Origin of the sequence: Limosilactobacillus reuteri subsp. reuteri, assembly GCF_000016825.1 — a bacterium.
Lineage (GTDB): Bacteria > Bacillota > Bacilli > Lactobacillales > Lactobacillaceae > Limosilactobacillus > Limosilactobacillus reuteri.
In genome coordinates this window covers 292,203-312,500 of record NC_009513.1, presented here as the reverse complement: position 1 = coordinate 312,500, position 20,298 = coordinate 292,203, and the positions used below count along the sequence as shown (strand labels likewise).

Annotated in this window: 17 protein-coding genes and 1 rRNA gene (1 of these 18 cut by a window edge); 1 reads left to right on the top strand and 17 read right to left on the bottom strand. The window is 40.0% G+C overall.

The window, feature by feature from the left end:
• From LREU_RS01395 to pth, 13 genes are all read right to left on the bottom strand, one after another.
• Positions 1-115: ribosomal RNA gene (locus LREU_RS01395) — 16S ribosomal RNA — on the bottom strand; it reaches 1,461 nt to the left of the window's first position.
• 745 nt (positions 116-860) lie between these two features.
• Positions 861-1,394 (bottom strand): DUF7010 family protein, encoded by a 534-nt coding sequence (locus tag LREU_RS01390; RefSeq protein WP_003667270.1) that lies wholly within the window; start codon positions 1,392-1,394, stop codon positions 861-863.
• 125 nt (positions 1,395-1,519) lie between these two features.
• Positions 1,520-3,046 (bottom strand): lysine--tRNA ligase, encoded by a 1,527-nt coding sequence (lysS, locus tag LREU_RS01385; protein WP_003667268.1) that lies wholly within the window; start codon positions 3,044-3,046, stop codon positions 1,520-1,522.
• Positions 3,047-3,066: 20 nt separating this feature from the next.
• A complete protein-coding gene (dusB, locus tag LREU_RS01380; protein WP_003665662.1) occupies positions 3,067-4,068 on the bottom strand; it encodes a tRNA dihydrouridine synthase DusB in 1,002 nt (333 codons plus the stop codon).
• Between the two features lie 107 nt (positions 4,069-4,175).
• Positions 4,176-5,096, bottom strand: coding sequence for an Hsp33 family molecular chaperone HslO (gene hslO / locus LREU_RS01375; RefSeq protein ID WP_003665660.1), 921 nt, complete (start codon positions 5,094-5,096; stop codon positions 4,176-4,178).
• Positions 5,097-5,186: 90 nt separating this feature from the next.
• Positions 5,187-7,295 carry an ATP-dependent zinc metalloprotease FtsH gene (gene ftsH, locus LREU_RS01370; RefSeq protein ID WP_003665658.1) on the bottom strand — a complete coding sequence of 703 codons (2,109 nt, stop codon included), beginning with the start codon at positions 7,293-7,295 and terminating at the stop codon, positions 5,187-5,189.
• Positions 7,296-7,528: 233 nt separating this feature from the next.
• Positions 7,529-8,071 (bottom strand): hypoxanthine phosphoribosyltransferase, encoded by a 543-nt coding sequence (gene hpt, locus LREU_RS01365; RefSeq protein WP_003667265.1) that lies wholly within the window; start codon positions 8,069-8,071, stop codon positions 7,529-7,531.
• Positions 8,064-9,458: a tRNA lysidine(34) synthetase TilS gene (gene tilS, locus LREU_RS01360; protein WP_003673314.1), complete on the bottom strand. Its 1,395-nt coding sequence runs from the start codon at positions 9,456-9,458 to the stop codon at positions 8,064-8,066. Before tilS ends, hpt begins: the two co-directional genes overlap by 8 nt.
• A gap of 1 nt (position 9,459) precedes the next feature.
• Positions 9,460-9,954 carry a S1 domain-containing RNA-binding protein gene (locus LREU_RS01355; RefSeq protein ID WP_003665652.1) on the bottom strand — a complete coding sequence of 165 codons (495 nt, stop codon included), beginning with the start codon at positions 9,952-9,954 and terminating at the stop codon, positions 9,460-9,462.
• A 183-nt stretch (positions 9,955-10,137) separates the two neighbouring features.
• Positions 10,138-10,494, bottom strand: a complete 357-nt coding sequence (locus LREU_RS01350) for an FtsB family cell division protein (RefSeq protein ID WP_003667261.1) — start codon at positions 10,492-10,494, stop codon at positions 10,138-10,140.
• Positions 10,495-10,594: 100 nt separating this feature from the next.
• Positions 10,595-10,867, bottom strand: coding sequence for an RNA-binding S4 domain-containing protein (locus tag LREU_RS01345; protein WP_003667258.1), 273 nt, complete (start codon positions 10,865-10,867; stop codon positions 10,595-10,597).
• Entirely contained in the window at positions 10,864-14,403 is a 3,540-nt protein-coding gene (mfd, locus tag LREU_RS01340) for a transcription-repair coupling factor (protein WP_003667257.1), read from the bottom strand. The genes LREU_RS01345 and mfd overlap by 4 nt, the downstream gene beginning before the upstream one ends.
• Positions 14,404-14,421: 18 nt before the next feature.
• The gene (pth, locus tag LREU_RS01335) at positions 14,422-14,982 is read right to left on the bottom strand and encodes an aminoacyl-tRNA hydrolase (RefSeq protein ID WP_011953390.1); all 561 of its coding nucleotides are present in this window, start codon (positions 14,980-14,982) and stop codon (positions 14,422-14,424) included.
• 205 nt (positions 14,983-15,187) lie between these two features.
• Here pth and cbpA point away from each other — a divergent pair, with 205 nt between their 5' ends.
• Positions 15,188-15,826, top strand: a complete 639-nt coding sequence (cbpA, locus tag LREU_RS01330) for a cyclic di-AMP binding protein CbpA (RefSeq protein ID WP_011953389.1) — start codon at positions 15,188-15,190, stop codon at positions 15,824-15,826.
• Positions 15,827-15,934: 108 nt separating this feature from the next.
• Here the strand turns inward: cbpA and LREU_RS01325 are convergent, their stop codons facing one another.
• From LREU_RS01325 to LREU_RS01310, 4 genes are all read right to left on the bottom strand, one after another.
• Positions 15,935-16,726 (bottom strand): 2-keto-4-pentenoate hydratase, encoded by a 792-nt coding sequence (locus tag LREU_RS01325; RefSeq protein WP_003667252.1) that lies wholly within the window; start codon positions 16,724-16,726, stop codon positions 15,935-15,937.
• Between the two features lie 384 nt (positions 16,727-17,110).
• Positions 17,111-18,349: a cytosine deaminase gene (gene codA, locus LREU_RS01320; RefSeq protein ID WP_003667251.1), complete on the bottom strand. Its 1,239-nt coding sequence runs from the start codon at positions 18,347-18,349 to the stop codon at positions 17,111-17,113.
• Positions 18,340-19,716, bottom strand: a complete 1,377-nt coding sequence (locus LREU_RS01315) for a cytosine permease (protein ID WP_003667250.1) — start codon at positions 19,714-19,716, stop codon at positions 18,340-18,342. Before LREU_RS01315 ends, codA begins: the two co-directional genes overlap by 10 nt.
• 190 nt (positions 19,717-19,906) lie before the next feature.
• Positions 19,907-20,281: a type II toxin-antitoxin system PemK/MazF family toxin gene (locus LREU_RS01310; protein ID WP_003667249.1), complete on the bottom strand. Its 375-nt coding sequence runs from the start codon at positions 20,279-20,281 to the stop codon at positions 19,907-19,909.
• Between the last annotated feature and the right edge of the window lie 17 nt (positions 20,282-20,298).

The following is a 20,298-nucleotide window of genomic DNA, read 5'->3' as shown; positions in this document are numbered from 1 at the left end:
ATCCATCGTCAATCAGGTGCAAGCACCATCAATCAGTTGGGCCAGTGCGTACGACTTGCATGTATTAGGCACACCGCCGGCGTTCATCCTGAGCCAGGATCAAACTCTCATATAAAATATATAAGAACTTGAATAGCTCTCAATTATCTTTGTTATTAAGCGAATTGACTTCGCAAATGTTTTGCTTCAAATCACATCGTGATCGAAGACCCTACACATTTGATTCGTCGAAACTTTGTTCAGTTTTCAAAGGTCTACCTGTTGGCTAATTAAGCAGCCAATCAACATATTTATTATAACATGTATTAGATTAGCTTGTCAAGAAGAAATTTTAATTATTTTTGAATTTCTTTTGATCGATAACTCAATCAGCAGCTTTATTAATATATCATGTTGCCAAGTCGATGTCAACAATTATTTTTAACTTTTTTGTTAATCCATCTCAACAGCACTTAGCTGTTTTGACAACGATAACTACTATACATGGATTTCATTCTTTCGTCAACACCTTTTTTTAACTTTTTTGAATTTTATTTTCATTACTGTCTATTAGCTTCTTAAACTCACTATTCCTTTAATAAGTTTGCCCGCCTCCTCTACCATTCTTACCAATTAGCATTTCTTTTCCATCCCGAAAATCACCTAATTAGTATGGAGGAAAGCATCAATATTAAACTCGGTTAGTAACTCGATGTATTTACCAATTCAATTTTTATATCTTCTTGGATAGATTGTTAGGAACATCCCTTGATAACTATTAGTCTCTTTTTGCAATTGTTTTTTCTACTATTAGTAAGCTTAACAAGAATTAAAATAATGTAGCAAAAAAGGCTTCGATCTTCTTTACGGATCGGAGCCCTTCAGTCAAGTTGATGATTTTCTAATATTAAGGTAATGCAAAATGCTGCTACCATGGCAAGCATAACTGATGCTAAAATAAACGGTTTAAAATTAATTCCCACCAATAAAGCTAATATTGAAATTACTATCGATGAAATAAGATAAGCCCTAGAATTATACAACCAACTATATGGCAGTAGATGAGCACCAAATATTATCGCTAACACCATTAGCATTTTATTGGGAATAGTCGGATAAATCCACATTGCAATTAGAAGATACAAAAGCTGATTCATCGAAAATAACATCCCCAATTTAGTCAACGGATTTGTTTTATTTTGAAAATCCACATTAATCAATCGAGATATGAAATAAGATACTGGTAAAAGTAAGGCCGTACAGATAAATACGAATAAGTTTTTAGTAAGAACGGGAACATTAAGTAGTTCTACTGCAAGAATACCGCCCCATACTGCGATCGAAGCTATTATTATATGCAACCCACGCTTTTGTTTTACTATACAGTCTTGCTTTAACTTTTCTAATTCTCCCATCAATTCCCCTCATTTCTTCTCTAAATTGATAGTTATTCTATCATATCTAAAACAAAAAAACTCGCACCCCATAAAAATGGAATACGAGTTATCTATTTATGCTAATTTTTCATCAACCATTCAGCTTACTTCTTCTTGTTCTTCTTTTTCTTTGAATCGTTCTTAGCTTCCTTTTCTGGACGCATTGTTGGGAAGAGAATAACATCCCGAATAGATTTAGCATCAGTAAGGAGCATTACAAGACGATCGATTCCGATACCAAGTCCCCCAGTAGGTGGCATTCCGTATTCGAGGGCTTGAACGTAATCTAAGTCGACTGGTTCAGCTTCATCATTACCGTTAGCTTTTTCCTTTGCTTGCATTTCAAAACGTTCCTTCTGGTCAATTGGATCGTTTAATTCACTAAAGGCATTTGCCAATTCGCTACCATCAACATACAATTCGAAACGATCAGTCATCGCAGGATTATCAGCATTCCGCTTTGCTAATGGTGAAACTTCGACAGGGAATTCATAGACAAAAGTTGGTTGAATAAGTGTATCTTCAACGAACTCTTCAAAGAATGCGTTCAAGATATGCCCCTTTGTCCAGTAAGGCTTATATTCAACCTTGTGTTCATCGGCTAACTTCTTAGCATCTTCGTCCGTCATTGATTCATCGCTGAAGTCAATGCCAGTCTTTTCCTTAACGGCATCCACCATCGTGATCCGTTTAAAGTTCCCTCCAAGGTCGATTTCATGTCCTTGGTAAGTAATCTTTCCATCATCTGAAACAACTTTAGCTGCTGCCTTAACGATTCCCTCTGTTTCATCCATAACATCTTGGAAGTCAAAGTAAGCAGCATAAGTTTCCATTGTAGTAAATTCAGGGTTATGGTGAGGGTCCATCCCTTCATTCCGGAAAATCCGGCCCAATTCGTATACTCGTTCAAAGCCACCAACGATTAACCGCTTAAGGTACAATTCGGTAGCAATCCGCAAGTACATATCAATATCAAGCGCATTGTGGTGAGTGATAAATGGTCGCGCATTAGCACCACCAGCTTGGGTGTTCAAAATTGGGGTTTCAACTTCTGTAAAGCCATTATCATCCATGTATTTCCGGACGGCCTTGATAATCGCTGTCCGTTGGTGGAAACGCTTGAAGCTTTCTGGGTTAGAAATTAAATCAAGGTAGCGCTGACGATAGATAGTTTCAGGATCAGTAACCCCATCCCACTTATTAGGAAGCGGACGCAATGCTTTTGACAAGAAGGTAATTTTATGTGCACGAACGGTTAATTCACCTGTATCCGTTTTGATAACATCCCCTTCAATTCCAAGGAAGTCACCAATATCTGACCGTTTGAAAACATGGTAAGGTTCATCCCCGACCATATCCTTACGAGCGTAAACTTGAATCTTACCAGTCCGATCAACAAAGTCAGCGAAACCAGCCTTACCACTACTCCGCTTTCTTGTCATTCGACCCGCAATAATTACTTTGGCGCCCATCTCGTTTAATTCTTCTTTATCGTATTGATCAAACTTATCATGCAAGTCTTGGGCAAGATGGTCTCGTTTGAAGCGGCGGCCAAATGGTTCAATCCCCGCTTCTTTTAACTCTTCCATTTTTTCACGCCGAACGCGCATTTGATCTAGTTCTTGTGACACTTAAGTTCTCCTCCTCGTAATTAGGCTTGCTGTCTTTTTGCAGCCCGTTCTGCAGTTTGTTCAGCAAAGCGGTCAAAAATATCGTTCATTTCATCAAGTGTTTCTGCCTCGACTAACGCTACTTTAGTCCGGGCAGCACGCGGAATACCCTTGATATAGTATGTCGATAACCCCCGGAACTCACGAACACCAACATATTCACCCTTTAAATCAACTAAACGATTAAGGTGATCTTTAGCCATTTCAATCTTTTGTTCTGGAGTTGCTTCTGGGAGCAGCTCACCAGTCGCTAAGTAATGTTCAGTCCGCTTTAGCATCCATGGGTTACCCATCGCTGCCCGACCGATCATTGCGGCAGTTGCGCCAGTCATATCAAGAATCTTCTTAGCATCTTCTGGTGTCTTCACATCACCATTAGCCATGAACGGAATTTTCAATTGACTCGCTACTTCTTTTAGTATATTCCAATCTGCTTGTCCCGTATACATTTGTTTTCGAGTTCGACCATGCATCGCAATCGCGCTAGCTCCTGCCCGTTCAGCTGCTAAAGCATTTTCAACAGCTAAAATATGCTTGTCGTCCCAACCAGTTCGCATCTTAACGGTAACTGGCTTCTTAACAGCATCAGTAACATATGACACCATTTCATAGACTTTATTAGGATCCAGTAACCATCGTGCACCCGCGTCAGTTTTTACAACCTTATTAACAGGACACCCCATATTTATATCAATCACGTCAGCTGCTGTATGTTGATCCACATACTTAGCAGCCTCAACTAATGTCTCTTTAGTTCCACCGAAAATTTGAATTCCCATCGGATGTTCTTCCGGGTCGACATCCATCATATTTAAAGTTCGTTGATTATGGTACATAATGCCACGGTCTGAGATCATTTCACAGACAACGTAGCCAGCACCAAATCTTTTACAGATAACCCGAAAGGCGGAATTGGTTACTCCAGCCATTGGTGCAACAACAACTTGATTAGGAATTTCAACGTTACCGATCTTCCACTTCATTTTTTCACCTCATTACTGCTTAAGAAACTGTGCTGGCCATCCAGTTTCATTTTTAATTGTCCGATAACTCAACTATCATAGCATATCAACGCGCTTAGCACCAAAAATTACTTTTCATCTGTTGATTTTTTATCATCATTCGCAGTCATTTCCGCGTAGATCTTCTTTAATTCGTCTTCGTTAAATTCGTACTTCTTCCCGCAGAATTGGCAAACAGCTTCCGCATGGTGGTCTTCGTCAATCAACTTCTTCATATCATCTTTAGAAATACTTGCAAGGGCGTGGGCAAAACGTTCTTTCGAGCAATCACATGCATAACGAACTGGCATTGTTTCAAGGATCTTTAAGTCATCACCAAAAATTTTCTTTAAAATATCTTCTGGCGTATCCCCATCACGTAACATCTGTGATACCAATGGCAAGCCCTTCAATGTCTTTTCAAGTTTGCTGATTTCTTCATCGCTAGCACCAGGCATTACTTGAATCATGAAGCCACCAGCAACGTCAATATTTTCATCAGGGTTAACGAATACTGAAAGACCAACCGCTGAAGGAATTTGTTCAGATTGAGCAAGGTAGTAAGTAAAGTCATCACCAAGTTCACCAGAAACTAAATTTACTTCGCCAGTATAAGGTGTCTTGTCGCCAGGAGCCATCTTGGTTACAGAAAGAGTACCTTGATTACCAATTGCCTTTGCAACGTCAATCTTTCCCTTATCATTTGCTGGTAAAGAAACGTGTGGATTACCCATGTAGCCTTTTACGGTTCCTTCAGCAGTTCCATCCGCAATAATAAAGCCAACCGGACCATTCCCTTGAATCTTAACCGTCATTCCTGCTTCCCCTTGTAAGCTAGAAGTAGCCAAGAGAATCGTTCCAATTAACGTTCGACCAAGAGCAGCTGAAGAAGCACTCCATGTATCATGAATTTCGTGTGCCTTTTGAACGACTTGGGTAGCATTTACAGCATAAGCCCGAAACTTTCCATCCTTGGTCATTGACTTTACTAAATAATCTGTTGTTTTCATTTTAAATTCCTCCTTAAAATTTAACCCAAAGAAAAGACGGAAGACCACCACCTACCAATCAGGTTTTGTATCTTCCGTCTTTTCAATAGTTTACTTGTCTTCAGAATTGTCTGAATCATCACTTGATTGTGAATCATTTGAGTTGTCACTCTTAGTATCGGATGAATCATTTTGATTATCCTTTGCTTCATCGTGACGCTCATTTTCCAATCGTTCAAGTTCACGCTTGGATTCTTCAAAGGTTTGTGCACGTGCCTCTTCGTCTTCAGCAGCCACATCCTTATCAGGAACTTTTCCAGTCTTATAAAGACTAAGAATTTGTTTTTCATCAAGCGTTTCGTACTTGAGTAATGCTTCAGCGATTTGCTTATGTTGCTCACGGTGCGTCTCAATAATGTGTAAGGCAGTTTCGTGCCCTTCAGTTAAGATTCGACGTACTTCTTCATCAACTAAAGCAGCAGTCTTTTCGGAGTAAGGCGATTGGTCATAGCCTTGACCTGTAAAGACCTGACCAGAACTTTGCAGTTCTACTGGACCAATCTTATCACTCATTCCGTACTGGGTAACCATTGAACGAGCAATTTGGGTTGCTTGTTCAAAGTCATTCGAAGCTCCTGAAGATTGTGACTTAAAGACAAGCTCTTCAGCAGCCCGTCCACCCATCAGACCAGCGATTTGTTCCATCGCATTCTTTTTCGACATTAACATCTGATCTTCACGTGGAAGCATGATAGCATATCCACCTGCACGCCCACGCGGAACAATTGTAACCTTATGAACAACTCGTGCGTCATTTAATACAAGACCCACAATCGTGTGACCTGCTTCGTGGTATGCAACAGTCTTTCGTTCTTGTTCAGATTGAACACGGTTATGCTTAGCTGGTCCAGCAATTACCCGGTCTTCTGCTTCATCTAAGTCAGCAGCATCAATCTCAGTTTTGTTCCGCCGCGCAGCTAATAAAGCCGCTTCGTTTAATAGGTTAGCTAAGTCAGCCCCAACAAACCCAGGAGTCTGTTTAGCAATTTCCTTTAAGTCAACGTCGCTTGCCATTGGCTTGTTCTTAGCATGAACTCGTAAAATGGCTTCACGGCCCTTAACATCTGGACGACCGACTAAAATCTTTCGGTCAAAACGTCCTGGACGCAAGAGGGCGGGATCCAAGACATCTGAACGGTTAGTAGCTGCCATGACGATAATTCCTTCATCGCCTTGGAAACCATCCATTTCAACTAACAATTGGTTCAAGGTTTGTTCACGTTCATCGTGACCGCCACCCATGCCATTTCCACGGCGCCGACCAACGGCATCGATTTCATCAATGAAGATGATTGCTGGAGCAGCTTTCTTGGCTTGATCAAACAAGTCACGAACACGACTAGCACCAACACCGACGAACATTTCAACAAAGTCAGAACCAGAGATTGAGAAGAATGGTACCCCTGATTCACCGGCAACTGCCTTAGCTAGCAAGGTTTTACCAGTACCTGGAGGTCCCTCTAGTAAAACACCAGATGGAATACGAGCACCAAGCTTAGTGAATTTCTTTGGATTCTTCAAGAATTCAACGATTTCAACCAATTCTTGTTTCTCTTCTTCTTCACCGGCAACATCTGAGAAACGAACTTTGTTTTTCTTAGCATCAGATGGCTTAGCCTTGGTCTTACCAAAGCTCATCACTCCACGGCCGCCGCCACCTTGACCAGCTTGGCCCATCATCATGTAGAAGAAGAAAATCATGATGACTAATGGCAAGACAGTCAACAACAGGTTCATCCAGACGCTATTAGATTCTTCAGCACGAGTACTAATCTTTACATTATGACGGTTAGCATAGTTTTGAAGTTGACTAACAGTTACGTCACTTTCCAAAACAGAACTTTGGAATTGGGTTACCTTATTGTTTCGTTGTGGTGTAAGAGCAAAGCCAGTATTGTTGGCGGAATTGTCATTATTTGACTGGGGTTTACGGTAAGTACCCGTAACCTTATATACACCACCATTTGGCTGAAGCTGAACGCTCTTAACCTTATTACTCTTCAGTTCGGAGATAAACTCGCTTTGGGAAACGGTCTTGCTTTGTCCTGTTGAGGTATTGCCCCCAAAGAAGAAGTAGGCGATTCCCATAATACACAAGAACATCACGGCATAGAAGAGAACGTTATGAGTAAAATTATTTTTTTTACGATTGTTGTTCATAACAACCTCCTATCTACCAGCAACGATATTTTATAATTGTAGTCACTATCATAGCATATTTGACAAATATTGACCATTAATTTCACAGAAGAATTAATAGTTTTATCACCAATGTTATTAATAATACATACTACATATTTACGGATCCATAAAAATGGACGTTAATTAAGAATATCTTTAAAATACCGTCCATTTAATATCGATTTTTCCGTCATCCTAATTATCTAACATTTTTAGTCATTTTGGTATACAGATGGCTTCAAAATTCCCACATATGGCAAATTTCGGTAGAATCCCTTGTAGTCCAGACCATATCCAACCAAGAATTCTTTAGGAACTGTAAAGCCAACATAGTCAGGTTCGATATCTACTTTCCGACCTTCTGGCTTATTTAATAATGAACAAACCTTGATGCTCTTTGCTCCCCGGTCAGCTAACAGGTCCATCAAGTATTTCAAAGTACGACCAGTATCAACAATATCTTCCATAATTAGAACATGCCGGTCTTTAACGTCTATTTTTAAATCATGGATAAGTTTAACTTTTCCAGTCGAACCTAATCCACCAAAATAACTAGAAACATCAATAAAGTCGATTTGAGCCATAATATCTAGCCGTTCAATCATGTCAACAGTAAATAAAACTGCCCCGCTTAGAACGGAAATGATAATTGGCCGTTTATCCTTATAATCTTTTGTTAAGTCCGTTGCTAATTCGTCCATTCGTTTGCCAAGCATTTCTTCACTATATAAGACACGCTCAATATCGTTATTCATTTACTTTCTTCTCCTTATTTTTTATTCCAATAAAACATGGCTGCCATGTCAGCTGATAGCCGGTTGGCCGTTCAAACCAACTCCACTTTTGATTAACTATCCAGACGACCTCGTCATGCGCATCAACCAGGACCATTTGCTGGTCACGCTGTTTTCGGGAAACTTTTTGGTTGATTAGAACCCGTTTGACTAATTGGTGATGGCCATTTTTTAAGCGAATACGATCTTTTTGTCGCCATTGCCGTAGCCGCAGCGGAAATTGATCAGGAGCAAGCCATTGCGAAACTACCTGCTCTTCATCCTTGAAAAACGATCTTTCAGCTGACACTGCCATTAAGTTTATTGGATCTACTTGATACCATTGTTCCAATTTTATCACATGATCTTGGGGCTTTTGTAGGTTCTCAAGCGGATTATCCAATTTTTTTAACGCACAAGTAGCGTAGGATTTCGCAAGAATATATCGGTGCGGCAATTCAATGATTTGCTGTGGCTTTTGCTCGTTTTCTAAGGCCTCCAACAATTCATCAAGTTGCTGGTCCTTAATATCATATATTCCTTGTTGATTAAACCATTGTCGTAAAATTTCTTTTCGAATAATTTCCTTGTTTTTCGCTAAACTTGCCAGGATCATTCTTCCTTGTTGATCAAAACATGCTGCTAATTGATCTGCAACTTCTTGGTCACGCCAGGTAAGGAGATCCGTTAACTGTTGATGATAGCTTTCGAGGTGGGAAAGCAACTGGGGATTTTCCTCTTCAAGCATTGGAATTATCGCATGCCGAAATCGATTCCGTTGAATGTTCAAGTCCTTATTTGTCTTATCCTCATACCACTTAAGATGATGCTGTAAAGCATATTTCTTTAGCTGCTGTTTACTAAAGGGTAAGAGTGGCCGAATTAAGGTTCCAGAAGCAAATGGGCGCCGATCCCGTATTCCCACTAATTGACTCAACTGACCACCACGAGTCATCTTCATCAGCATTGTTTCTGCTAGATCATTTTGGTGGTGTGCCGTGAGCAGAATGCTTGCCCGATTATCTTTCATTACTTTCCGGAAAAATTGGTAGCGGGCTTGCCGAGCAGCGTTTTCGATCCCAGTCTGTGGATGAAGATCTTGTGGCCAGTGTGTAACCGCTAGTTTTAAATCATTTTGTTTACAATATTGCCGAATGAATCGTTCTTCAAGCTGGCTTTGTTTTCGTAACTCATGGTTCATATGGGCAACGATAATCTGGGGACGATTCTTTGACGACAAGTGCTGCAAGAGATCTAACAGAACCATCGAATCGACCCCGGTTGAAACGGCAACTACTACCTTATCCTGGGTAGCAAAAAAGCGACTCCTTACTAGGTGTCGCTCAAATGCTTGTTGTAAATCCGTCATATTAGCTCCGTCGACCACCACGGCCACCACGCTTACCATCAGTTTGACGCTTCAAAGTAGATAAACGTGATTCACTTTCCTTTAGGTAGCCAGCTAACATGTCATTAAAGTCTTCGTGTTGGTGACTGTTATGGTGGCGACCGCTAAAACCACCACGGAAGTTGTCATTGTGACCACGGAAATTATTATTCCGTTCGTGATGAAAATCCCGGTGATTATTTTCACGATGATGGTTATTTTCATGATGATCTTGATGTTCACGAGGAGCTGCGGCCTTGATTGAAAGAGCAATCTTACCGTCATCACCAATCCGTGTTACTTTTGCTGTAACTTCATCCCCGACAGCCAATACATCATGAACATCCTTGATATATTTATCAGAGATTTGACTGATGTGTACTAGCCCTGTCTGATTGTCATCTAAATCAACGAATGCACCAAAATTAGTGATTCCTGAAACTTTACCTGAAACCTTTGCTCCAACTTCAATTGCCATGAAACCTATAGATCCTCCTGAACCATCTCATATTTTTGTATTTGAGTATATCATAACTTCATCTTGAAAACGTATGAAAATAACTTCTCATAAAAAACTAAGCTGAAAAATCACCCAATTACATTTTTAATTTTAACATTTAAAATATTCTAACCCTACTAAAAACATCCTATTTTGTGATCATTAGTTCAAATTATAGATTATCTCGCCCTTCTTAGAGTAGTTATACTTGGCACGGATAACCTGCTGAATATATTCGGGATTATGCAACAACTTAATTTGACGTTGCAGTTGTTGATTCTTTTGCTTTTGTTTTGTTAATTGTGATTGTGCGTGTCGAATATTGCCATTAATATCCGCTAATGTCCGTTTACTCTGAAATATCTGAATTCCAAAGATTAAGAATATAACCAAAAAAACGGCAATAATCCGCTGACAACGGCGCTTATGCACATGCCGATTATATGTTTTTTGATTCGAAACTTGGCGGGCATATGGGGTATTTAATTGTGAAATTTTGCTATCAGATTGTCCTTTCATCTGACATTCCCCTCCATTTTAACTTATCACGCTTTAAGTATAGCAAGATACCGCGGAGAATGTCCATATGATTATCAACTTTTTTATATCTCAGAAGACATTATAGTTGGTCAAAGGATTCCGCGTAAGTTTCATCAATAATTTCATACATATCTTCCGCTTCACTCTTTTTCGTCGTTTCAACAATCCGATTAATCTTAACTGTTTCGGTCTTATTACCAAACTTAATTGTTAAAGTATCACCAACCGCTACCCGACTGGATGATTTTGCTGGTTGCCCATTAATTAAGATCCGTCCTTGATCCGCGATTTCCTTAGCGATTGATCGACGTTTAATAATTCGTGATACTTTTAAAAATTTATCTAATCTCATTTTTCCGCTCCTTTTTCATCGGCTTGCATAACATTTCCTAAAGCCGTTACAAATTGTAGTAGCTGGTGAAGCCAATCATCAGTAGTCATTTTAGGTTGAATAACCAGCCGAATCGTTAGTTGCTGATTATCTTCACCAATCGTCGCTTTAAACCGCGTATTAGCTATCTCCTTAATTATTGCAGGGGCTTTAATTAAGCGGCTAGCACGTTCGGTAAATTTAATATTAATATTATCCCGTTGCCGTTTAATTTCAGCAATCATTGCCAGGTCAGCATGATTCTTCAATTGGCTCACAAGCAACAGCGTCCCAACCGGTGCTGGATAATCACCAAACCGATCAATCAAGTCACCTTGAATATCAATAATTTCTTCATCCGTCTTAGCTTGGCGAATTGTCTTATATAATTCAATCTTTTGCCGTTGATCTGCAATATAATCCGTTGGCAGGTAAGCTTCAACCCCTAACTCAACTTCGGCATCGGAGTGAATAGTTTGCTTCTTACCCTGCTTTTTAGCTACCGCATCACTAAGCATCGCCGAATATAGGTCATAACCAACAGAATCGATAAACCCATGTTGTTGTTTTCCCAAAAGGTTACCAGCTCCCCGAATAGCAAGATCCCGCATCGCAATCTTAAATCCAGACCCCAACTCGGTAAAATCACGAATTGCAGCTAGCCGCTTTTCTCCTAATTCGGTTAGGACCTTATTAGGCTGATACATAAAGTAAGCATAAGCCACCCGATTACTACGGCCAATCCGTCCGCGAATCTGATATAGCTGTGCTAACCCCATCCGATCAGCATTTTCAACAAAGAGGGTATTCGCATTCGGGATATCAACCCCCGTTTCAATAATCGAGGTAGTCACTAATACATCATAATTTCCTTGAATAAACTCATAGAGGACTGTCTCCAGTTCATTTTCACTCATCTGACCATTAATATAGCCAATCCGGGCTTCAGGAACAAGTTCTTGTAACCATGCCACTGTCTCTTCAATGTCATGAACACGATTATGAAGGTAATAAACCTGTCCGCCGCGTTGCATTTCACGAATAATCCCATCGCGAATCGCACTACTATTTTGCTCCATTACATAGGTTTGGATTGGGTAACGACCAGCTGGCGGTGTTTCAAGGACTGATAAATCTCGTACACCCAGCATTGACATGTGTAATGTCCGGGGGATCGGGGTTGCCGTTAAGGTTAAAACATCAACATTATTTTTTAATTGCTTTAGTTTTTCCTTGTGCTTAACCCCAAAGCGCTGTTCCTCATCAACAATTAACAGCCCAAGATCCTTAAACTCAACATCCTTTGATAGGATTCGGTGGGTCCCAACAACAACATCGACGCTTCCATCCTTTAATCCTGCTTCTGTCTCTTTTAGCTCTTTCGGCGTCTTGAAACGTGACATTAAGGCAATGTTGATTGGGAAGCCTTCAAACCGGCGCATGAGGGTGTTGTAATGTTGCTGGGCAAGAACAGTTGTTGGTACAAGGAAGGCAACCTGCTTTCCTCCAGTGACTGCCTTAAAAATTGCCCGCATTGCAACTTCGGTTTTACCATAGCCGACATCCCCCACCAATAGTCGATCCATCGGCTTTGGCTTTTCCATATCCTCTTTAATTTCATCAATACTCCGCAACTGATCACGAGTCTCATTATATGGGAAATTAGCATCAAATTGTTTTTGGAGATAATCGTCTTTCGGAAAAGCATACCCCTTCTCCGCTTCTCGCTTAGCATATAAGTCAACTAATTCATCAGCGATATCTTCAATTTTTGAAGAAACGCGTCGCTTAGTCTTTGCCCATTCGTTACCGCCAAGCTTGTTGATATGCGGGGTCTTAGATTCTGATGATACATACTTTTGGACAAGGTTTAGCTGGGTTACTGGAACATATATCTGAGCGTTATCTCGGTAATTGATGATCATGTAGTCTTGGTGAACATGGTCAACTTCCATCGTCTTAATTCCACTAAAAATCCCAATTCCATGATTGACATGAACTACATAGTCACCCGGTTTAAGGTCAGTATAATTTTTTAACCGTTCGGCATTGGCAAGTTTTTGTGGACGATGATGAACCCTTTTTACCTGCTTAAACATCTCGCTTTCTGTAATAACCACCAGCCCAGCAAGCGGCATTTCAAACCCATTGTTTAAGTTAGCAGCAACAATTTGCACAACATTCGGCTTGATATTTGTTAATTCAGTTTCTGTTGCGGTGATATCAAAGTCAGCAAGCGTTTGGGCAATTTGCTTTCGTCGTTCTGGACTATTAGCCATCAGGATTACCGTTTGCCCTTGATCAATCCACCGTTGAAGTTCAGCTTTCAGTAGTGGCATTTGCCCAAAGAAACGTTGCATGGTTCTGCTTTTTAGGTCAGTAATTTGGCTAAGTTTAATATTACCGAGACCTTTTTTAAATAGGGCGCCATAAATTTGCGGATGCAGGTCTTTTTTTATTATGGTCGATACGTCATTGCTAAGATCTGGAACATCCGTTAATTGATGGTGAGCAACCTTATCTTTAAACCAGCCTGCATCTTCCTGGGTCATCTGCTTGGCAAATTGCTTTATCCGCGTCAAGTCATCAAAGTAAATTGTCCCATCATCAGGAAGATAATCAAATAAGGAATGCTTTGTCGGATAAACTAGGTTGCTAAATTCTAAAAGTTCATTAGGCAAATGCTGGTTCTTAAGCGCGTTCAATAATGGTTCAAAGCGGTTAGCCACCTGCTGTTTAATATCAGCATCGTCAGCACTTAACTCCTTCACTACCTTTTTGTATTCAGTATCAAGGGCTTCATACACCCGCGAAAATTCTGTCGCTGGGATAATAAAGTCTGTCGCTGGCAGTATCTGAACTTCTTCAACATTATCAATACTCCGTTGGGTACTAGCATCAAAATACCGAAGTGAATCAACTTCTGTATCAAAAAGATCAATTCTAACCGGATTATCAGTATTTAAGGCATAGATATCAATAATCGATCCACGAATCGCAAAATCACCAGGACGCAAGACCATTTTTTGATATTGGTACCCCATTGCGCTTAATTGTTGCCGAATTTTTACTGGATCCACTTCCCCGCCAGTCTTAATCTTTAACGAGGACTGAGCAAAGTATTCTGGTGAAATAATATTGCGCCGTAACCCCGCAGCAGACGCAACTACAACTGCCGGTTCGTTATTAATCAACGCATTTAAGGCCAGTACCCGTTGAAGACGATAGTTAGGAGAACTAGTTGCTACTTCCGCTGCTAAAACCTCTTCAACCGGAAACTGATAAACACGATTGGCAGGAAGAAGGTTCTCTAAATCACTAGCTAATTCCTGCATATGGGAAATTGTGTCGGTCACTACTAAAATTGGTCGCTGCCCTTCTTTAGAAAGAGCACTTAGCAATTCAGTTCGCGCTGATCCAGAAATTCCCGTTATCAATTGATGGTTCTTGGGTTGGAGGTCAGCCGTAATTTGTTTAAATGATGGCGTCTTCTCGATTAAATTTTCTATTTGCACCATCAACGCCACCTTTCTATTTTAATTATAAGCATTCATTAACTTGGCAAAGTCTTCTCCATTAATCCAGTCTTCTAATGCATGCTCAGCTTGTTCAACTGCTTGGTCAAATTTAGGACGTTCTTCTTTAGAAAATTTACCTAAGACATGACTAACCACTGTTCCATGTTGGGGATGGTCAATCCCTACTTTTACCCGATTAAAGTTCTTGGTTCCTAACACGCTGATAATGCTTTTAAGTCCATTATGACCGCCTGAAGCCCCATGTGTTTTTAAACGTACTTTGCCAACTGGCATATCCAAGTCGTCATTAACAATTACGAGATCATCCAAGTCAATATCATAATAGTCTACTAATGGTCCGACTGCTCGTCCTGAATCATTCATGAACGTCGTCGGCTTGACCAACATTACTTTTTCACCATTAATTACCCCACTGACTGCGACTGCTTCTTGTTTTAGGTGGGTGAATGCTCCTAGATGATAATCTCGTGCTAGTTGATCAACCACCATAAAGCCAGTATTATGACGGGTTTCATCATACCGCGTCCCAATGTTTCCTAAGCCAACAATCATTTTCATTATTCTTTCATTCCTTTCACGCAAAAAAGCCGCACGGTCACTTTTCCCGTCCAGCATAAATTTTAACTAGTATTATACCCTATGTTACTTTTTTCAGCATACTAATTTGAATTAACAGCATAAATCTTCTAATCTTTTTCTAATCCTTTTGATAGAAATGTGTTATTATAGTGAGTGCATTTAATCGATAAAAAGGATGTTAATTATGATTTTCAATTCATTAATCAAACCCAAAGCAACCTTAACAACTCTTCCAGAAACAGCGACATTGGATGAGGCTCTGACTGTCTTGGAGGATACCGGCTATCGGTGTGTCCCAGTTCTTGATAAGTCAGGAAAGATCTTTCGGGGAAATATTTATAAGATGCATCTTTACCGGCATAAAGCACGACAGGGGGATATGCATTTACCGGTAACTGCATTATTAAAGAATGCTACTAAATTTATCTCAATTAACGCGGCTTTCTTCTCTATCTTCTTTGCTATTCGAGACCTTCCATATATTGCGGTATTGGATAACAATAATCAGTTTTATGGGATTTTAACCCATAATAGTCTTTTACGGATGTTAGCTGCTGGCTGGAACGTGAATAATGGGAGTTATGTTTTAACTGTTATTACTCCTGATGAACGGGGAGCGCTGGTAACGGCTGCCAAAGAAATCACTCGTTTTTGTCAGATCGTAAATGTCATTTCACTCGATCCCAAAGACGAGACAATGAAACGAGTCTTATACACCTTGCCTGCTGATGTTACTAAAGAAAAGATGGAACGAATTGTTAAACGACTTGAGAAAAAAGGGTTGGAAGTTTCAGAAATTGAAGACTTGCACCAAAGCTATTAAATATTAAAGCGACCTGTGATTAACTCAACCACAGATCGCTTTTTAATTCTCAAAATATTAATTTCCGCTGGCGATTCCTCACCCAATTTTCCCACCTGCTTTCAACACTTATTTCGCATTAACTACAACGTTTCCTAAACCGCTATCAAACTCAACTTCCCACTTACCAGCAGTGAGCTTAGGTGGTAAGACAAATGTTCCGGATGATACCATTTGGCCCTTGGTAAATGCTTTTCCTTGTTCAGCTAATTTTTGCACTAACCATTGAAGAGACTTAAAGGGATTGCCCAAAACTTCTGATGATACCCCTTCTTTTAATTTCTCACCATCTTTGAATAAAACAGCATGAACATTAGCAGCATCGTCAACGTTTTCAAATACACTATCTGCATCATGTTCTTCACCATATACAACAAGACCACCAACAGCACAATCAGCCATTACATTATATTTTCCTAAATCTGGAAACCAGTCGACAAAACGTGCATCAGGCAATTCTAAGGCACCCGCAACAGTTACCTTATGAAATAAATCTTCTAATGTATCACTAGGCTGCAAGTCTTCTTTTGCACGGAAGGTTAATTCAACCTCTAATAACGGTTCATTTAACATCTGCAAGTCAACATCCGCTGGTGACTGGAGGAATCGTTCAGCAACTTGTTGTCCGTACAATGGTGAATCAGCATCAAACATGTCTTGAGTTTCTTTACTAGTTAACGAAACTTTATAGCCTGCAGTTGGCTTTCCTTTTAACTTTACTACCGCATCTTGAACTGCATATGCGGTTTCATCATCAGTAACAACATCTTTCCATTCTTCCTCGTTTAATGGCGTATTAGTGTCATAAGCTTCAAAAAGAGCCTTAGCAAATTCTTCCTGTCGTGCGTTTAATTCAGTCATAATAATTACCTCCAAGACAAAATATTTTCTTAAAATTTAGAAAGAAAAAAGCGTCCTTACATTGCTTCATCGCAATTGTAAGAACGCTTCTGCGCGGTACCATCCTACTTTGATCAACTCGTAGTCAATCCTCTCATTCACAAACAATCATTTGTGGCCAAAATAATGGATGGCAGCCAACCTCAGCTTACTTGGTTTCAGCCGGTAACTCAGGAACGATTAACAATTAGAAATCTCGATCAGCTCACACCACCCGCTAATTCTCTGTCACCAATTTCAAATCGTTATTTCCTTCAATGTTTTTCTAATCTAAATTTAATTGTTGGATATAATATACCGGTCATTCCCTAACTTGTCAATAACTATTATGAGTTTTTTTTAATTTTATTTGATATTAACTTTGGTTTCAGCTGGTTTCGTCTCGGCAAGGACTTTCCCATGACGAATATTATAAAGAACTTCAACATGCTTATTAAGAGCATTATAGAAATCGTGGGCATTCAATAAGATACAGTTTGCCGGTTTTCCTACTTCAATTCCATAATTATCACTAATATGCAATGTCTTAGCACCGTTATAGGTTACGTAATTAAAGGCATCTTGCAGTTGGTGATACCCCATCAAGTGAGCAATATAAACACCCATCGTAACTGCATCTAACATGTTACCATCGCCGAGAGGATTCCACGGATCTTGGATATCATCTTCCCCAAAGGAAACATTAATCCCAGCTCCTGTTAATTCCTTAATCCGAGTAACGCCGCGACGCTTTGGGTAAGTATCGAAACGGCCGCCAAGGTGAACATTAACTAATGGATTAGATACAAAATTAATATCACTCATCTTTAATAGACGGAATAATTTATAAGTATAAGCATCATTATATGAGCCCATCGCTGTCGTATGACTTGCCGTGACCCGGTCCTTCATCCCTCGTTCATAAGCTTCGGTCGCTAAAACTTCAAGGTTACGCGAAGCTGGGTCATCGATTTCATCACAGTGGACGTCAACTAAACGATCGTACTTATCTGCGAGGGCCATTAAGAAATGAACAGATTGCCACCCATATTCAGTTGTAAACTCAAAATGGGGAATACCACCAACGACATCTAATCCTTCTTTGACCGCCTGCTCCATTAATTCACGTCCATGAGGATAGCTAAGAATGCCTTCTTGTGGAAAAGCAACCAACTGCAAGTCGATTTGGTCTTTTAATTCTTCACGCAATTCGAGGAGAGCACGGGCAGCAATCAAATGAGGATCAGTCACATCAACATGGCTCCGTACGTGTTGAATTCCATGCCCAACCATATTTAGTAATGTCTTTTTCGCACGCGATTTAACATCTTCCTTAGTTAAATCTTGTTTCCGTTCACTCCAAATCCGGATACCATCAAATAAAGTCCCGGTTTCATTCCATTCTGGCTGACCAGCAGTAAGCGTAGCATCTAAGTGAACATGAGAATCAACAAATGGTGGCAAAAGTAAATTTTCTTTACCGTCAATAACCTCTTCACCATCATGGGGCGCTAAGTTAGCCTTAATCTCACTAAATTTTCCATTGAGAATTCGAACATCGACTACTTCTTCATGATTATCAACATGGACATTTTTTAATAGCATAATTCATCTTCCTTTCGGTCAACCAGCAACATAATTCCATAATATAGAATACCACTCAAACACATATCAATAAATGTGGCCCCAATCGTATTTACAAAGATTGGCAACTGATGAACCCCTAAGAAGAAGGCAACCCCGATAGCAAAAACAATAATTGCTACCCAGTTGACGCCTCCGCGATACCAATATTTTCCACCAACTTTACCTAATTCATCAACATCATATTGCCGGTGAGCACGGAAATAAAAATCAGTACAAATAATAGCAATCGTCGGGCCTAACACCATCCCCACATAGTCAAGGAACGATTCAAAAGCACTCAAGAAACTACCGACAAACATCGGAATAAAGGTCACAACTGTCGCAAGCAATACTACGATCCATAATGAATACTTTAATTTGAGCTTTATAAAGATATTTGAAAGAGCTGATCCGGCCGCTAATAAGTTAACAGCATTGGCCGTCATCGAGGTCAAAATAATAACAAGAAGGGCAACTACCCCCAGTCCTAACTTACTAGCAATCGTTGACGGATCAGAGTTATTTGCGTTATATACCCCACTTGAAATCGCAATACTAATTGTTGAAATCAAGCCGATAAAAGCAAACCATACAACCCCTAGTAAAGCCCCAAGAAATGGCGTCAAAGTTGCGTTCTTTTCTTTAGCAGTAAAGCGGGTGAAATCAGCGCCGGCAGTTACCCAAGCTAAATTAAAAGCTGCTACATAATCGACCGCCGCACCGACTGCCATTTTTGATTGCGCAGGAACATGCCAATTTACAATTTGACTAAAGGAAACAGTTCGAAAAACAGCCACTGACTCCCAAATGACGAATACAAGAACAAGGATTATCCCTAAGCGTTCAATCATTTGGACTGAACGTGATCCGCTAGAAACACTAATGATATGGAGAATACTCATGATAATAATCCCGACTACTAGCCCTAAATAGCCGCCATGCTGTCCCCACACAGGCCATCCTAGTAAGTCATGGAAAAGAATGCTTACCGATTGGGCCGCAATAAAAGTATTAACCGCTGTCCAACCAATAAATTGGGTAATATTAACTAATGATGGGAGATAACTGCCCCGTTCACCAAATGAGGCACGGCTTAAAGTCATCGTCGATACCCCAGTCTTATAACCAATGTAACCTACCAAACTTAAAAATACATATGATAAGGCAGATGACAATACTAAGACCTTCATGGCAACCGAAAATCCACAAGCGGCGAGCACTCCGCCGACAAACCATGTCCCATTATTAGCATTTGCCCCGACCCACGTGGCAAACATATCCCAAGTATTAGTCTTTCTGTTCTTCATTGGAATACTAAAAATTGTTGTCCCCTTTTGTTCTTTCACAAGATATCCTCCTTAGACCTAAAAAAGCTCTAGTCCCTTTAATGGTCCTAGAGCTTTACAAAAGAGGAAGCATAGTTTTGTGCCCACTATGCTTATATTATTTTGTCTTTTGTAGTCTCTCTGGGCTACATTAAAAGAACCGTGATTAATTTAATAGTGAGTATACGAGTTCTGACGCAAATTGTCAAACTCATTTATTTTCATCATAGGCAGCATTTAACCCCACACTAATGGTTAATGCTTTATCCACTTTTGCCATTGTCTCTGGCGATAAATGAGCAATTCGGTCTTTCAATCGTTGTTTATCAATCGTTCGTAATTGCTCCAACAAAATGACCGAATCATGAGTTAACGGTAACGACTTACCTTTTAGTTGGACATGAGTAGGCATCTTCTTTTTTTGCATTTGGGCAGTAATCGCAGCAATGATTACTGTTGGACTATAATGATTTCCCACGTCATTTTGAAGGATCAGGACTGGACGAACGCCACCCTGTTCCGATCCAATTACCGGGGATAAGTCAGCGTAATAGATGTCACCCCGTTTTACTTTTCGTTTTGTCATTACCTTCGCTTCCCTTA

Excerpts from the sequence above, each read along its gene's own strand:
- ftsH (WP_003665658.1), bottom strand. The coding sequence starts at position 7,295 with ATGAACAACAATCGTAAAAAAAATAATTTTACTCATAACGTTCTCTTC.
- LREU_RS01325 (WP_003667252.1), bottom strand. The coding sequence starts at position 16,726 with ATGACTGAATTAAACGCACGACAGGAAGAATTTGCTAAGGCTCTTTTT.
- LREU_RS01350 (WP_003667261.1), bottom strand. The coding sequence starts at position 10,494 with ATGAAAGGACAATCTGATAGCAAAATTTCACAATTAAATACCCCATAT.
- pth (WP_011953390.1), bottom strand. The coding sequence starts at position 14,982 with ATGAAAATGATTGTTGGCTTAGGAAACATTGGGACGCGGTATGATGAA.
- LREU_RS01355 (WP_003665652.1), bottom strand. The coding sequence starts at position 9,954 with ATGGCAATTGAAGTTGGAGCAAAGGTTTCAGGTAAAGTTTCAGGAATC.
- LREU_RS01390 (WP_003667270.1), bottom strand. The coding sequence starts at position 1,394 with ATGGGAGAATTAGAAAAGTTAAAGCAAGACTGTATAGTAAAACAAAAG.
- LREU_RS01310 (WP_003667249.1), bottom strand. The coding sequence starts at position 20,281 with ATGACAAAACGAAAAGTAAAACGGGGTGACATCTATTACGCTGACTTA.
- hslO (WP_003665660.1), bottom strand. The coding sequence starts at position 5,096 with ATGAAAACAACAGATTATTTAGTAAAGTCAATGACCAAGGATGGAAAG.
- mfd (WP_003667257.1), bottom strand. The coding sequence starts at position 14,403 with ATGGTGCAAATAGAAAATTTAATCGAGAAGACGCCATCATTTAAACAA.
- dusB (WP_003665662.1), bottom strand. The coding sequence starts at position 4,068 with ATGAAGTGGAAGATCGGTAACGTTGAAATTCCTAATCAAGTTGTTGTT.
- hpt (WP_003667265.1), bottom strand. The coding sequence starts at position 8,071 with ATGAATAACGATATTGAGCGTGTCTTATATAGTGAAGAAATGCTTGGC.
- LREU_RS01345 (WP_003667258.1), bottom strand. The coding sequence starts at position 10,867 with ATGAGATTAGATAAATTTTTAAAAGTATCACGAATTATTAAACGTCGA.
- cbpA (WP_011953389.1), top strand. The coding sequence starts at position 15,188 with ATGATTTTCAATTCATTAATCAAACCCAAAGCAACCTTAACAACTCTT.
- codA (WP_003667251.1), bottom strand. The coding sequence starts at position 18,349 with ATGCTATTAAAAAATGTCCATGTTGATAATCATGAAGAAGTAGTCGAT.
- tilS (WP_003673314.1), bottom strand. The coding sequence starts at position 9,458 with ATGACGGATTTACAACAAGCATTTGAGCGACACCTAGTAAGGAGTCGC.